The sequence below is a fragment of the Lysinibacillus sp. FSL M8-0134 genome (genome assembly GCF_038069745.1).
Lineage (GTDB): Bacteria > Bacillota > Bacilli > Bacillales_A > Planococcaceae > Lysinibacillus > Lysinibacillus irui.
In genome coordinates, this window is the sequence record NZ_JBBPAJ010000001.1 from 3,299,088 (window position 1) to 3,313,778 (window position 14,691).

Annotated in this window: 11 protein-coding genes; 3 read left to right on the top strand and 8 right to left on the bottom strand. The window is 36.2% G+C overall.

What is annotated here, in order from left to right:
- Window positions 1–4 precede the first annotated feature (4 nt).
- Window positions 5–1,411: a dipeptidase PepV gene (pepV, locus tag MKY49_RS16760; protein ID WP_341386697.1), complete on the bottom strand. Its 1,407-nt coding sequence runs from the start codon at window positions 1,409–1,411 to the stop codon at window positions 5–7.
- Between the two features lie 357 nt (window positions 1,412–1,768).
- On the opposite strand from pepV, the gene MKY49_RS16765 reads away from it, so the two are divergent.
- A complete protein-coding gene (locus MKY49_RS16765) occupies window positions 1,769–1,990 on the top strand; it encodes a DeoR family transcriptional regulator (protein ID WP_049667439.1) in 222 nt (73 codons plus the stop codon).
- A gap of 292 nt (window positions 1,991–2,282) precedes the next feature.
- Window positions 2,283–3,452: an MDR family MFS transporter gene (locus tag MKY49_RS16770; RefSeq protein WP_274794131.1), complete on the top strand. Its 1,170-nt coding sequence runs from the start codon at window positions 2,283–2,285 to the stop codon at window positions 3,450–3,452.
- Between the two features lie 103 nt (window positions 3,453–3,555).
- Here MKY49_RS16770 and MKY49_RS16775 read toward each other — a convergent pair whose 3' ends face one another.
- The 4 genes from MKY49_RS16775 to asnB all read right to left on the bottom strand — a co-directional run bounded on the left by MKY49_RS16775 (window position 3,556) and on the right by asnB (window position 9,160).
- Window positions 3,556–4,548, bottom strand: coding sequence for a GGDEF domain-containing protein (locus MKY49_RS16775; RefSeq protein WP_341386699.1), 993 nt, complete (start codon window positions 4,546–4,548; stop codon window positions 3,556–3,558).
- A 159-nt stretch (window positions 4,549–4,707) separates the two neighbouring features.
- The gene (locus MKY49_RS16780; protein WP_274794133.1) at window positions 4,708–5,421 is read right to left on the bottom strand and encodes a pseudouridine synthase; all 714 of its coding nucleotides are present in this window, start codon (window positions 5,419–5,421) and stop codon (window positions 4,708–4,710) included.
- 10 nt (window positions 5,422–5,431) lie between these two features.
- Entirely contained in the window at window positions 5,432–7,045 is a 1,614-nt protein-coding gene (locus MKY49_RS16785) for a putative polysaccharide biosynthesis protein (RefSeq protein ID WP_274794134.1), read from the bottom strand.
- Window positions 7,046–7,309: 264 nt separating this feature from the next.
- The gene (gene asnB / locus MKY49_RS16790; protein WP_274794135.1) at window positions 7,310–9,160 is read right to left on the bottom strand and encodes an asparagine synthase (glutamine-hydrolyzing); all 1,851 of its coding nucleotides are present in this window, start codon (window positions 9,158–9,160) and stop codon (window positions 7,310–7,312) included.
- Window positions 9,161–9,447: 287 nt separating this feature from the next.
- Between asnB and MKY49_RS16795 the strand changes: the two genes are divergently transcribed.
- The gene (locus MKY49_RS16795; RefSeq protein WP_274794136.1) at window positions 9,448–10,698 is read left to right on the top strand and encodes an NAD(P)/FAD-dependent oxidoreductase; all 1,251 of its coding nucleotides are present in this window, start codon (window positions 9,448–9,450) and stop codon (window positions 10,696–10,698) included.
- A 41-nt stretch (window positions 10,699–10,739) separates the two neighbouring features.
- On the opposite strand, the gene MKY49_RS16800 is transcribed toward MKY49_RS16795, so the two are convergent.
- The 3 genes from MKY49_RS16800 to MKY49_RS16810 form a co-directional block, all read right to left on the bottom strand.
- Window positions 10,740–11,432 (bottom strand): AIM24 family protein, encoded by a 693-nt coding sequence (locus MKY49_RS16800; RefSeq protein WP_274794137.1) that lies wholly within the window; start codon window positions 11,430–11,432, stop codon window positions 10,740–10,742.
- Window positions 11,433–11,692: 260 nt separating this feature from the next.
- A complete protein-coding gene (locus MKY49_RS16805) occupies window positions 11,693–12,961 on the bottom strand; it encodes an L-lactate MFS transporter (RefSeq protein WP_274794138.1) in 1,269 nt (422 codons plus the stop codon).
- A gap of 762 nt (window positions 12,962–13,723) precedes the next feature.
- Entirely contained in the window at window positions 13,724–14,632 is a 909-nt protein-coding gene (locus MKY49_RS16810; protein WP_322606021.1) for a DMT family transporter, read from the bottom strand.
- Between the last annotated feature and the right edge of the window lie 59 nt (window positions 14,633–14,691).

Sequence of the window (14,691 nt, forward strand, 5' to 3'; positions counted from 1 at the left end):
TGAGTTATTTTTTTCCTGCAAGTTCAACAATCGCTTCAGCATATATTGCCGCTGCTTTAACAAGGTTTTCAACCACAACAAACTCATCCGCACGATGCGCTACATCTGGCTCTCCTGGGAATAACATCCCGAATGCTACTCCTTTTTTCATCACACGTGCATATGTCCCACCACCTGTTGATAATAGAGGTGTTTCTGTATCACCTGTTTGACGTCTATAAATAGAAGCCAATGTTTGAATAAATGGATCATCTTCGCTAACATAATGTGGCTTTGAGTCGTCCTGAATATCTAGAGAAAACCCTTTTTCAACAGTTAAGCGTTGAGCAATTGTTATTTTTTCATCAAATGGATAAGACACAGAATAGCGCATACTGATTACTAAACTGCCACCTTTATTGACATCATAGCTTACGATTCCTGGATTTAATGTTGTCTGACCCGACATTGCATCCTCAAATTGTAAATCAAGCTGATGCCCATAATGATCCTGATAAAAAACATCTGCGATAAAGTCGACAAATTGTTTACTTGCTTCTGTCGTCAATTCTTGCTGTAAAAATGTTGCAAGATAAACAGCTGCATTGACACCTTTTTCTGGCTCCATTGCATGTGCTGCTTTACCTTTGATAGTTATTATATAGCGAGAGTCCTCCATTAATAAAGAGCCTTCTAGCTGATTTTTGCTTAAAAATGTTTGAAAATTCTGTTCGAGTCGTGCTGAGACGTGCTGAAGTGTAGCTTTAGCAAAATCAGGTACCATATTTGGGCGCTTTCCAGCATTAAATAGTAGTAGCTGTTCTTTCATTGCATCACCCATTTTATTTTGAGAGAACACAAGCTCAGCAATGCCTTTTTCAGCATTAATGAGCGGGAAATCCGCATCTGGTGCAAAACCAATTGTCGGCATTTCCTCCTTTTTGAAATAGTGGTCGACACAGCGGAATCCTGTTTCTTCATCCGTACCAATAATCATTCGTACTCTTTTTTCTAAAGGAATACCTGCATCTTTCACAAGTTTCATGGCCATCCATGCCGCAATAGTAGGGCCTTTATCGTCAATCGCACCACGAGCATATAATTTACCATCTGCTACTGTGCCACTGAATGGAGGGTATGTCCAATCGGCTTCATCTCCGATCGGGACAACATCCACATGACATAATATACCTAATAGTTCCTCTCCTGTACCCATTTCAATATGTCCAGCATAATTATCAACATTTTTCGTTTGCAAACCTTCATTCTGACCTTTTGCTAGTAACCATTCAAGCGCTTGAAGTGGACCATCTCCAAAAGGTACTTCAGTAGTTATTGTATTCTCGTCGAGAATACTATTAATTCGCACAAGCTCCTGTAAATCTTGTATTAATTCATCTTGCCTTTCTTTTGCAGCCTGTAACCAATCCATACCATGTTCCTCCTTCAACGTATTAACATTATTCTACACCTTACAACATATATGACAATCAGCTTTCTGACAACTATTTTAAGTAACTTATACTTACACTACCACATATAGCATGTTTTTCACGTATTCCCACAAAATACAGTATAAATTTTATGTTTAAAATGTAAATTTCTCTTGCATTCACTAGAAAATTAAGTAGTTTTTCTATATAATAAAGTTATCAGAATTATTGTTCTGAATATAAAATTAGAAAAGGGGATGTCTAAGGCAGCTACTTATTAGCCTAAGTGCACTCCGCACATATTGTCGTCCGCTAGTCTTTGCCAAGAGAATTAAGATGAAGGAGTGGTTCATTTAATGAAACCAACTACTGATCGAATGCTTAATCGTATTAAAGACGTGTACATGTTTATTTTAGACAAAGGAACCGTGTCTACACAGGATTTAGTCGAAGAGTTTAGTATCACTCCTCGCACCGTTCAAAGAGATTTGAACGTGTTAGCCTTTAACGATTTGGTGATGAGTCCAAGTCGAGGCAAATGGACAACGACGAAGAAAAAAGTAAAATTGACGTCTTAGTTTTACGTTTTGTACGTAAAGCATTTGTTTGGAAAAGAATGGCCTTTCGTCGGGGTCATTCTTTTTTGTCTTTAAAAGGTTAATAGATTTTTGTGAGTTGTTGAAGAGTGGAATTATTGGTTAAAGAATCTTATTTTCAATCCATTCGATTAGTTGTTTGAATTAGACACTTCACTTTATTATCTTTATAAAATGTTACCCACGTTCTTCATCAAAAGTATTTTGACTATTTACAGTTGCTTAACAATCCGTTAAACTCGAAACATTCTAAATGTTGAGAGGAGGATTTTAAATGAAATTTTCTACGTTGTTTCATCCATTAGTTTGGATTATTTTAGGTGGAACAATCTTCACTCGTATTGCAAGCTTTATGGCAATGCCCTTTTTAGCTATTTATCTACATAATGAAATTGAAGCCTCCCCTTTACAAATCGGGTTAACGATTGGTATTGCCCCGCTTATTTCCACTGTCGGTGGTTTTTTTGGTGGTTATTTAACAGACCGCTTCGGTAGAAAAAGTGTTATTCTCCTAACAATCGTCGTTTGGAGTCTTGTATTCTTTGGCTTCGCAACCGTTCATGCTGTTTGGCTTTTTGTACTATTCAATGCTTTGAATGGTCTTTGCCGTTCATTTTTTGAACCATCCACACAAGCATTAATGATTGATTTTACACCTGCTGATAAACGAAAAAGACTATTTTCATTACGTTACACAGCCATTAATATTGCCGCTGTCATTGGACCAATAATCGGTGTATACATTTCACAGCTCTCCAGTCCAAGCATCCCTTTTATGCTGACAGGTATTATGTATATTATTTACGCTGTATTTTTATTTTTCGTGTTAAATCGTTATCAAATGCAGCAACCAAAAGCTGTCGCTCAAACAAAAATTCTAAGTACATTCACAATCCTTTTAACAAATCGTGTCCTACTTAGCTTTATTTTTGGTGCGATCTTAATCAATATTGGATACTCCCAATTTGATTCTACTTTACCGCAAATTATTGAACTAAAAATAGACGATGGTGCGAAGCTTTATTCTCTATTAATCTCACTCAATGCGGCAGTCGTCTTATTATTACAATTACCGATTAGTATTGTGTCAGAGCGTTTTTCATCATCCTCAACATTGTTAGTGGGAATCCTGTTCTTTGCACTTGGACTCTTTTTGTTCGGTTTCTCCAATAACTATACGCTTTATATTATCGCTATGATTATTTTTACCATTGGTGAAATATTTGCCTTCCCAACGATGAATGTCATGATTGATGAAATTGCGCCTGATACCCAAAAAGCTACTTATCTTGGCGCAGCACAATTTAAAAATTTAGGAGGCTTCATTGGTCCAATCATAGGTGGTTGGCTATTAACTCATTATATGAATGCTATGTTTGCTGTCATCGCCATTCTTGTATTATGTAGCTGTATCTTTTACAGATCAAAAACAACAACCCATTAATAGCAAGCATCTCTTTCGATATAGCGACATTTGCTGAATTAAAACAAACGCTCCATTTCTTAAAAATAACCAATCTGGCTATCAATGAGAATGGAGCGTTTTTTTAAATTTTATAATGGTTGTCCGCAGCGACTTCTTGATAACTAGAATATTGATCTTTACCAGCATTTTTAGATTGATAGAGCGCCTTATCAGCCCTTTCAAATAAGCTCATTTCTGTATCTTCAGCAAGATAAAGGGAACCCCCCATACTCACAGATAAGACAGACCATTTTTCACTTGTCCGTCCCTCATATTGAACGGTTCTTATTTGAGTCAAAATACCCTCTGCAATTTGCTGCATATGTTGTTCTGTTGTATCGTACAAGACAATGGCAAATTCATCTCCACCGAATCTCACAACAAAACCGTTGTTTTTCACTACACGCTTTAAAATCAAGGCTGTTTCAATCAGGATATGATCCCCTTCTACATGCCCATATTGATCATTCACTTGCTTAAAATTATCTAAATCAATTAACAATAAACCGGGCACATTCATTTTTCTTTTTCTTAATAAATTGTCAATCTTCCGTATATAAGTAGCACGATTATAAACACCTGTTAACGGATCAAAGGTCGCCAAGTGGATTGTTTTAGATAAAATTTTATTAATAACTAATAACATAATAAAGGAAGTTAGTAAAGCAATGGTTAGTAAAATCCAAAATTGTTGTGTATTTTTTTGGAGTGCTTCAATTTTAGTAAAATTGACAAATTTTACATAAACCACTCTTTTTGAGGACTCTCCTCTCACTGTCTCTGCTTCATAAGGCAAAAAAAGATGTGTTTCTATATAACTATGATCTAAATAATTTTTTAAATTTCTAAGTTCCTGCTCCATTTTCTCCGACATATTTTTATCAAAATAAAAATGAGCATTATCAATTGTTTGCATATCTGTCAGAATATGATTTTCAATTAACACTTTATTCATGGCTACTTGCTTTTCTATATCCGCCACTAGTATTTGTCTGTTTACATATGAAATGACAGCTACGAGTATAACTGCAAAAGCTATTAAAGATAGTAATAATTTAATACGCAGGTTCTTCATTTTTTTGTCCTCTACTTATTTACACTATCATATTTTGGAAACATTTAGAGAATGATAAGTTCCATGACTATATCACCATAACTCATTTCATATTATACAGTTACTGTTCTTATACTGTATATAAAAATCCCCGATGCTATATTAGCATCGAGGAATTGGTTAATGATTGTTTTGTAAGCTCTCAAGCTCTTCTGATGTCAACTCGCGATATTCACCTAACGCTAGGTTATCATCTAATTTTAGATTCCCCATGGATAAACGCTTTAAGTACGTTACTCGTTTACCTACCGTCTCGAACATTCGCTTTACTTGATGAAATTTGCCTTCCTGTATCGTTAGCTCAATTTCTGATTGCTGCGCAGATTTTAAGATTACAAGCTTTCCTGGCTTTGTTATATAGCCATCATCTAATTCCACTCCATGAGCAAACTTCTCTGCATCCTCTTCCGTCACTACGCCATCAATCTGTGCGTAATAAACTTTTGGTACGTGTTTTTTCGGAGACAATAAGTTATGAGCTAAGATACCATCATTTGTTAATAACAGCAAACCCTCCGTATCTTTATCTAAACGGCCTACTGGGAATGGCTGAAAATGCTGGTGTAATGGTTCTAATAAATCAATAACTGTTTCATCTCTTAAATCTTCTGTGGCAGAAATAACACCAGGTGGTTTATTCATCATAAAATAGACAAACTCTGTGTACACGACGCGTTCTCCAAACACCGACACATTCTGCTGTTCAGGGTCTACGTGTAATGCTGCATCTTTCACATAAGCACCATCCACTGTGACAGCTTTTTGCTTTAATAGCTGCTTCACTTCCTTACGTGAACCGTACCCCATATTTGCTAGTAATTTATCTAAACGCATTGTACCACTCCTATTTTATACCCAGTTTACTCGTAATACGAGTCAATCGTTCACCCAATAGCTTTTGTGCTAAACCTAAACGGAGTGATAAAAAGCCATAGACAGCTGCACCGACTCCGGCACAAACAATAGAAAATAGTAATGCTGAGAATTTACTATCAACTGGCCCCATTAATAATTCCAATAATTTATGCACAATCAATACGCTAATGGCCATTGCCATTGTTAATAAAGCAATTAACATAACACGACGAACAACCATTTCTGATCGATAATTTAATGTTTTTCGTAACACAAGGATATTGATAATAATTGATACGCTATAACCAATAGCCGTTGCTACAATAGCACCATCTGCCTCCAGCCAGCGGATTAATGGGATATTTAATGCAAGCTTGACGAAAATCCCTGATAATAAGCTGAAAACAATCCACTTTTGAAAATCGATCCCTTGTAACAAGGCAGCAGTTACTTGGAATAAGGCAAATAAAATGGCAACCGGTGCATAATGAGCTAAAATGGTTGCACCCATTTCACTTTCCGAATAAAGCATAAAGTAAATTTCATTTGCTAATAGAGAAATCCCTACCACTGCTGGCAATGTAATAAAAATTAAAATTTGATAGGTTTTATCCATTGCATGACGTAGTGATAAATACTCGCCCTGAGTGTAATACTTAGTAATGGTCGGGACAAGCGCCATGGAAAACCCTGTTGCTAGCATAACGGGAATGATTACAACCTTATGTGTCATAAAGTTGATCATTGATAAATACGTATCAGTCACCTCAGCTAAACCAATCGATGTCATCGCTCCATTAAACGTGAGCATGTCGACTAATTGGAATAAAGGATTGGCTACCCCAACAAACACCATTGGTATGGAGTAGGTAATGACCTCTTTGTAAATATTAGACATAGGCAGCTGTGTGGACGTTACACTTTGACTACGTAGTAGATTGAATTCTGGCTGATACTTTTTCCAGTAATAATACAAAACACCTAATCCACCAATTGCTCCAATAAAGGCAGCAAATACAGCAAAGGAAATCGCTGTCTCTGGTTTACCTTTGAACACAATGACTACTAGGAAGGAACCACCCAGTAACACAACAATTCGCACAATTTGTTCTACTAATTGTGAAACTGCAGTAGGCTCCATTTTGTCATAGCCTTGGAAAAAGCCACGCCATAGACTCATAAATGGGACTACAATTAAAGCAAAGCTGACCCAACGTATGACTGAAGCAATTTGTTCGACTGTAAAGACCTGTTCCTCACTCTTAATGACCAGCCCTGCTATTGGCGTTGCAAGAAGAAAGAGTGCAATAAATGCCGCGAAGCCTGTCACCATCATAATGAGGATGCCCGATTTCATTAGCTTGCGACCTGATTGATAATCTCCCATTGCATTATACTTGGAAACGAACTTAGAAACCGCGATTGGCGCACCTGAAATGGCTATTGCCAACATGATAGAATAAGGGATATATGCATATTGATAAAGTGCGATGTTCTTCTCACCCACAATTGCATAAAACGGAAAAATATAAATTAATCCGAGGACTTTCGATAAAAACATCCCCATTGTTAATATCGCAGTACCTTTCATTAAATTGGACATCATACCCATCCATTCATTGTAAAATCAATATTAATATCGTAACACTTTAAAGGCTCTTATAAAACATTTTCCTTACTCATACACGACATGCAAACGCTGTCACCTTGTAAATGATTTAAGTAAACCAATTGTAATCTTACCACATTTATAGGAAATGAGACGCATAAAAACACCAAAAAGTTCATTCATAAAGAAACTTGATGAAAAAAGGCCTTAAAATAATCGGTGAGGATGTAGAAAATCCCCACCGATTTGAATATTTCTTTATACCATGTCCACGAAGAACTTTTTGTACCATACTAGGAATACATAAGCTGTCCAAATATAGCGACCACGATTTGCTTTTCCTTCATAGTGCTCATCTAAATAGCCTACTAATTGTTTTGTATCAAAGAATTCATTCGCAAAGTCAGTTGTAAACATTTCTTTTACCATGTTGTAATACTTTTCTTCACGTAACCAGTGACGAATTGGCACTGGGAATCCAAGTTTTGGACGTTTTGCCCATTCTTCTGGTAACTCTTGATGTGCAGCTTGACGTAACACATACTTTGTATCAATATCATTGACACGGTATCTAGATGGAATATCTTTCGCTAATTCCATAACTTCCTTATCTAAAAATGGTACACGTAATTCGATCGAATGTGCCATACTCATTTTATCTGCCTTTAATAATATGTCACCTGGCATCCAAAGGTTTAGATCTAGGTACTGCATTTTTGTCACATCGTCATCACCAGGGACTTCATCATAAATACGTTTTGTAATCGATTTGACAGATGGGGCATTTTTATAAGCAGGCTTTAGAACATTGATGGCATCTACTTCATCCCAAACTACTGCTTCCCCAATAAAACGTTCTTCTACTGTTTGGGCACCTTTAATAAGGAAGTTCGTATATTGATTTTTCGGTAAAGCTTCTGCCATTCCGCGTAATGTTTTACGAAGACCTAATGGTAGTTTTTCGTATTTTTGCATTCTTCCTGAATTTTGATACCAAGCATAGCCACCAAAAATTTCATCAGCACCTTCACCTGATAGGACAACTGTTACATCTTTTGAAGCAAGCTCCGAAAGGAAGTAAAGTGGTACTGAAGATGGATTAGATTGTGGCTCGTCCATATGCCATTGAATTTTAGGAAGTGCTTCAAAGCACTCATCTGCCGTAATGTATCTACGTTCATTTTGAATATTTAACGTATCTGATAAATCTTTTGCAAGGTTTGTTTCATTGAACATATCTTCATAGTCAGCAAATCCAACTGAGAAGGATTTATCTGGGCGTAATAAAGACGTTATATAACTAGAGTCAATACCACCTGACAGGAATGAACCAACCTTTACATCACTAATTTTATGAGCCTCTACAGACTCTTTCACAGTGGAACGAATATCTTCAATATATTTTTCTATCGGTGCTTCTTTTGCATGGAATTTTTTATCCCAATATTGAACGATTTGCTTTTGACCATTTTGAATCAGCATATAGTGTGCTGGTGGTAATTTAAAGACACCTTTAAAGAATGTTTCATCCATAGATGAATACTGGAATGTTAAATACGGGCGTAATGCCTGTTTATTTAATTCTTTTATAAAAGAAGGATGTGGTAAAAACGATTTAATTTCAGAACCGAAAATAAATGTACCATCTGTTGTATGCTCAGAGTAGTACAATGGTTTAATACCAAAGCCATCACGAGCGATAAATTGTAAATCATTCTTTTTATCCCAAATACAGAAGGCAAACATCCCACGTAATTTTTTCACAAAATCTACGCCATATTCTACATAACCATAAATAATAACTTCACTATCTGATTGTGTTTTAAAAGTATGACCTTTTTCAATTAAATCTGCACGCAGCTCTTGGAAGTTAAAAATCTCTCCATTAAATACAAGCACGATATTGCCGTCTTCACTATATAATGGTTGATTCGCTACGTCTGATAAGTCAATAATACTTAATCGACGGAAACCTAACGTTACTTTATCGTCACTATGAATACCGCCGCTATCCGGTCCGCGGTGAATAATTGTATTCATCATATTTTCTATTGTTTGATGATGATCAATCACATTTGTTCCATTAATATACCCTATAAATCCGCACATTCTATTTTTCACCTCATAATTTAGTGCATAACCTTTACCATAATAGCACGAAAAGACATTCATTTCATGCTGACAATGCTAATAAAGGAAAACTTTCATCGTTATAATTGAATAACAAAGATTATTGTGTTTCATTCTACTATAAATAGTGTTCATCATGAAAGATGAGATAAAGAATTATAAAACACTTTTCTATTATTTTCAATGTCAAACAAGCCCCCTCTCTATATAGACTTCATGTATAATAGGAAAGATTCCTAAATTGAACAGAAAGTGAGTTTCTAACTATGTATGATGTAATCGTGATCGGTGGTGGCCCATCTGGTTTAATGGCGGCAATTGCTGCTGGAGAGCGTAAAAAGAAAGTTTTATTGTTAGAAAAAGGAGCGAAACTTGGCAAAAAATTAGCCATTTCTGGCGGTGGACGCTGTAATGTTACAAATCGTTTGCCTGTCGAAGAAATCGTAAAGCATATACCTGGTAATGGTCGTTTTCTCTATAGCCCGTTTACCGTTTATAATAATGAAGATATTATTACATTTTTTGAAGGGCTTGGTGTGGCACTGAAGGAAGAGGATCATGGCAGAATGTTCCCTGTGTCAAATCGTGCACAAGATGTTGTCGATGCGTTGATTAGGCAGCTTCAACATCTCCATGTCGAGGTTCGTTTACACACAGCCGTTAGTAAGCTTGTTATGGATGAGGAAAAAATTCTTGGTGTACGTCTTGCTGATGGCTCAGAAGTTCGTAGCCAAGCAGTCGTTGTGGCTGTTGGTGGTAAGGCTGTCCCACAAACAGGTTCAACAGGAGACGGCTATCCATGGGCAGAACGGGCTGGCCATACAATTACAACATTATTTCCAACTGAAGTCCCCGTTATTTCAAAAGAGGATTTTATACAAGCGCGTGAGCTTCAGGGGCTAGCATTACGTGATGTGGCTGTATCTGTGTTAAACAAAAAGGGTAAGGTGCTCGTTACACATCAAATGGATATGCTCTTCACCCATTTTGGCTTAAGTGGTCCTGCTGTTTTACGCTGTAGTCAATTTGTTGTCAAAGAATTAATGAAAACAGGCTATGAGCCAGTGACCATGCGTATACAAACACTAGTTGATTATAATGAGGAAACATGTTTGCAATATTTAAATAGGCTAATCAAGGAAGATCCAAAAAAGGCAGTGAAAAATGTTTGGAAGGGCATTGCCCCTGAACGTTGGCTATTATTTTTATGTGAACGAGCAAATATCGATGTCCAATTGACAGGTGCCGAATTATCCCAAGATAAAATCCGTCAGCTAGCACGTTTACTAGTGAACTTCACATTGACAGTGAACGGCACACAGTCACTTGATAAAGCCTTTGTTACAGGCGGTGGTGTCTCCGTAAAAGAAATCGAGCCGAAAACAATGGCTTCTAAGAAAAAAGAAGGATTGTTCTTCTGTGGGGAAATTCTTGATATTCATGGCTATACAGGAGGCTATAATATCACCTCCGCCCTCGTAACAGGACGTATTGCAGGAATGAATGCGGCTTTATAATAGAAGAAAAAGCGTGTCCGAGAAAAATGGACACGCCTTTTTTAGCTTTCACTAGACATATAAACTTCTTCAAACGGCTGGATAATAACAAAGCCCTCACCTGAAAACGCCATCTGGATAGATTCACCACTACCACGACCGATAAAGGTACGGAAGCTGATATCCGTTTTAAATTCAGGTGTTAGACTGCCTGACCAAGCAACAGTAGCATGTGGATCAGTATAGACAGTTTCACCTGGTTTCACTAATAACGTCAATGGTTCAAAATGTGTTGTAATCGCTACTTTTCCTGTACCTTGTAATGTTACATTAAATAAACCGCCTGACATGATGCCAGCCATTTTACGCATTAAACGGATATCCCAGTTGATGCTAGGTTCAAAGGCCAGTAAATCATTCCCATTTACACAAATACTGTCGTTTTTCAAATCAAAGACCGTTACTTTCTTTCCTTGGTCCGCTAAGTATAATCTGCCCTTTCCGCTAGCTTTCATTAATTGCGTTCCTTCACCTGTTAACGCCTTTTTAAACATCTTGCCAAGCCCATGCTCTAAAACACGCTCACGTTCAAATTTAATGTCTCCAGTATAGGAGATCATGGCGCCCATTTTCGACCATACTTCTCCGTTTAAATTAACCTCTAATACACGTTCCGTTTCCAATTCGAAATAATCATTTTCATTGTCATCCTGTTGTGTTTTATTAATAAATTCATCTAAAGAAAATTTCCCCATAATGAATCCCTCCCTAATTACCTTATATACGTTTTTCTTTGAGAAAAGATTCAAATTTTAACTGTTTGTTCCTTATCCCGTGTTTCGTTACAAATTTTCTCTTTTAATAACGAAATCACGTTATTTCCAGTAATGTTATTGACATCCTTTGCGGACTGTTATATATTAAACGAAGAAATAACGATTGTTATATAACACTCACTGCAAAAAAATACTATATAAGTGCCATGTGCGAAATGACACCTATATAGTAGTTCAAATTATTGTGTTGCAGAGACGTCTCCAACATCTTGTGCTGCTTTTAAAGCTGTTCGTTTACGTACATCTGCACGTAGTGTTATTGAAATAATTAACGAAGCAGCAATTAATCCAGCGAATACATAGAATACTGGAATATAGCTTCCATAAGCGTTTTTAATTGTACTTACTAACAACGGTCCAAAAATACCACCCAATGACCAAGTTGTTAATAAATAGCCATGGATAACACCTAATTGTTTTGTACCAAATAAATCACTTGCAAACGCAGGTAAATTTGAGAATCCACCACCGTAGCAACTAACCACTAAGAAGATAAGTGCTTGGAAAATTATCACGTTCGTTGTATGTGGTAAAACGATAAATGTAATTAATTGCGCTATAAAGAAAATAACGAATACGTTTGAACGACCGATATAATCCGATACAGCAGCCCAAATTAAACGGCCACCACCATTAAATAACCCCATGATTCCTACCATTGCTGCAGCACCTGCAACAGATAAACCGACAATTTCCTGTGCCATAGGCGAAGCTACAGATATCATCATAATTCCCGCTGTTACATTGACTAAGTGCATTGACCATAACATCCAGAAATGCTTTGTTTTGACAGCTTCACGTGCTGACATAACTGCTAAATCTTTTTTAACAACTTCTTTGCCATTATCGGCAGCTGCCTTCATATTAGCTGGCATATAACCAGGCTTAGGCGGCGCTATATATGAAGCCCCTAAAATCATTAACGTGAAATAACTTGCCCCTAAAATAAAGTATGTTGTAGAAATACCGACTGCCTCCATTAAGTTGGCTGCAACCGGTGCTGTAATTAGTGCCCCAGAACCAAATCCAAGTACGGCCATACCTGTTGCAAGGCCACGGCGATCTGGGAACCATTTTACAAGTGTTGATACAGGTGCAATGTAACCAATCCCCATACCTAATCCACTAAGTACACCATAAGTTAACCAATACATCACAACAGAATCCATTGAAATCGCTACACCAGCACCAGCTTGTCCTGCTCCAAATAAGACAGCTGCTACCATTGCCGATTTACGTGGCCCCATTTTTTCTACTAAGCTACCAAATAATGCTGCTGAAAAACCAGCAAGCCCCATCATAATAGTAAAGGCAACCGTTACCTTTGTTTCACTCCATCCCATTTCCGTGACAATCGGTAGCTTGTATACACTGTATGCATAGGCTCCACCGATGGAAAGGTGAATAGCGATTGCAGATAATGCAATTAACCATCTATTTTTATTCATAAATTCTCATTTCTCCCCTCTTTTGCTACCTGTGAAAATTCTATGAACGTCCATGTAAAACAATTTACCACTTAGAATTATTCAAATGCAAGTGGTTTTTTGAAAAAATATTATTTCTCCAAAAAGTATTTTGTTTTTTCATTATCGTTCTCCTGCATACAAACCTTACAGTCTCTAAGTAGAACGAGGATTATTCTACAAAAAATACGACACCATTTAGCTATTATTACTTTTCTACTCTATTATCAGAATAACCATAAATTATATTAAAATAATAAATTTTGTGTATATTATCACATTCACTAAGTGTATACGTCTTCTATCTCTAGTCATATTCTATTAACAAACATTTATATTCTTCTGCATATTAAATTAATATAATGTAGAAATTTTCAAAATAAAACAGAATTTTTTGGCCAAAACAAACGAAATTCACGCGCTTAAAAAAAGGATAGAAAATTCAAAAGGAGCTTGTTTTTTACTTAAACTTACAAAAATTATCTTTATAAACAATACATTGGATGTATATTTCGCAAAATATTATAAATACCTCCTTCATTTTATTATTCAAATATATATTTTCCTTACTGTAAATCTAATGCTTTCCTCTACTAACTAGCATAAATTGCTTGTATTGACCTTAAATATTCTGTAATAAGACCAATTTTAAAATCATATTGTTTTTGTGCAAAAGTAAAAAAGCAGCTAAAAAGAAAACCAATATGCTAGAAATCATTTCAGCATACTGGTTGGTAAAACACCCTATTCATTTGTTCTTCTTTTTAAAAACTGCAATATTTTTATTTCCTTATAGTAAATACATAATATAATTCCAATTAATATTAATAAGGATCCATACAGTTGAATGCTAGTGGGAAATTGTTTTAAGAATACAGCACTTAATAACATAGCTATCGCTGGTTCAAAATTCAATAAAAGCGAAGCATTCGTTGACCCTATCTCCTTCATTTTTTGATTCCACATTAAATTACTAATCCCATGAATAACAATCGCTGATAAAATTAACAGCAACCAATATGGAGTTTCAACATGCCAATTAGTCTGCGGTAAAATTGTAAAGGAAAAGGGTACAAGCACCAGTAGTCCAATTAAATTTGTATAAAAGGTAATCAACTGTGCAGAGATTTTTAGACTAAGGTGGTTCACAATAATTAGAAACAAGGCAAAGCTTAGCATTGTAATTAAACTTAGCACCTCACCCTTACCGATTGAAATCGAGATAAGTGCTCCTTTTGTAATTATGAGGCCAACCCCTACAAAAGAAATGATTGCACCTAGCCAAAAAATGCCGTTCCGCGATTCATGATAAATCATTTTATTTAGTAATGATGTGACAATCGGTGCACAGGCTAAGATTAAAGCTGCGGTGATAGGAGAGGTGTGCTGAAGACTGGCATAAAAGCTATAGTGATTAATGGAGACACCTAGTATGCCTGCAATGACCAATAATACTAGATCATTGCGTGTAAATGCTGTTCGGTTAATTGTTTTCCAACTAATACATCCTAAAAACAGAACAATGACAATCAATCTAAAAATGGCGACTGTTATAGGAGCCCAATGGTCAATTAAAATAGAGCCAATTATAAAGTTACTGGCCCAAAAAAATACACAGCTAAATAAAATCATATAGATGGTGAGTTGTTTCATATCTAAATTGCACCTGCATTTAAAGAGACTTCTACATAAGTTATGGTAAAACTATTAAA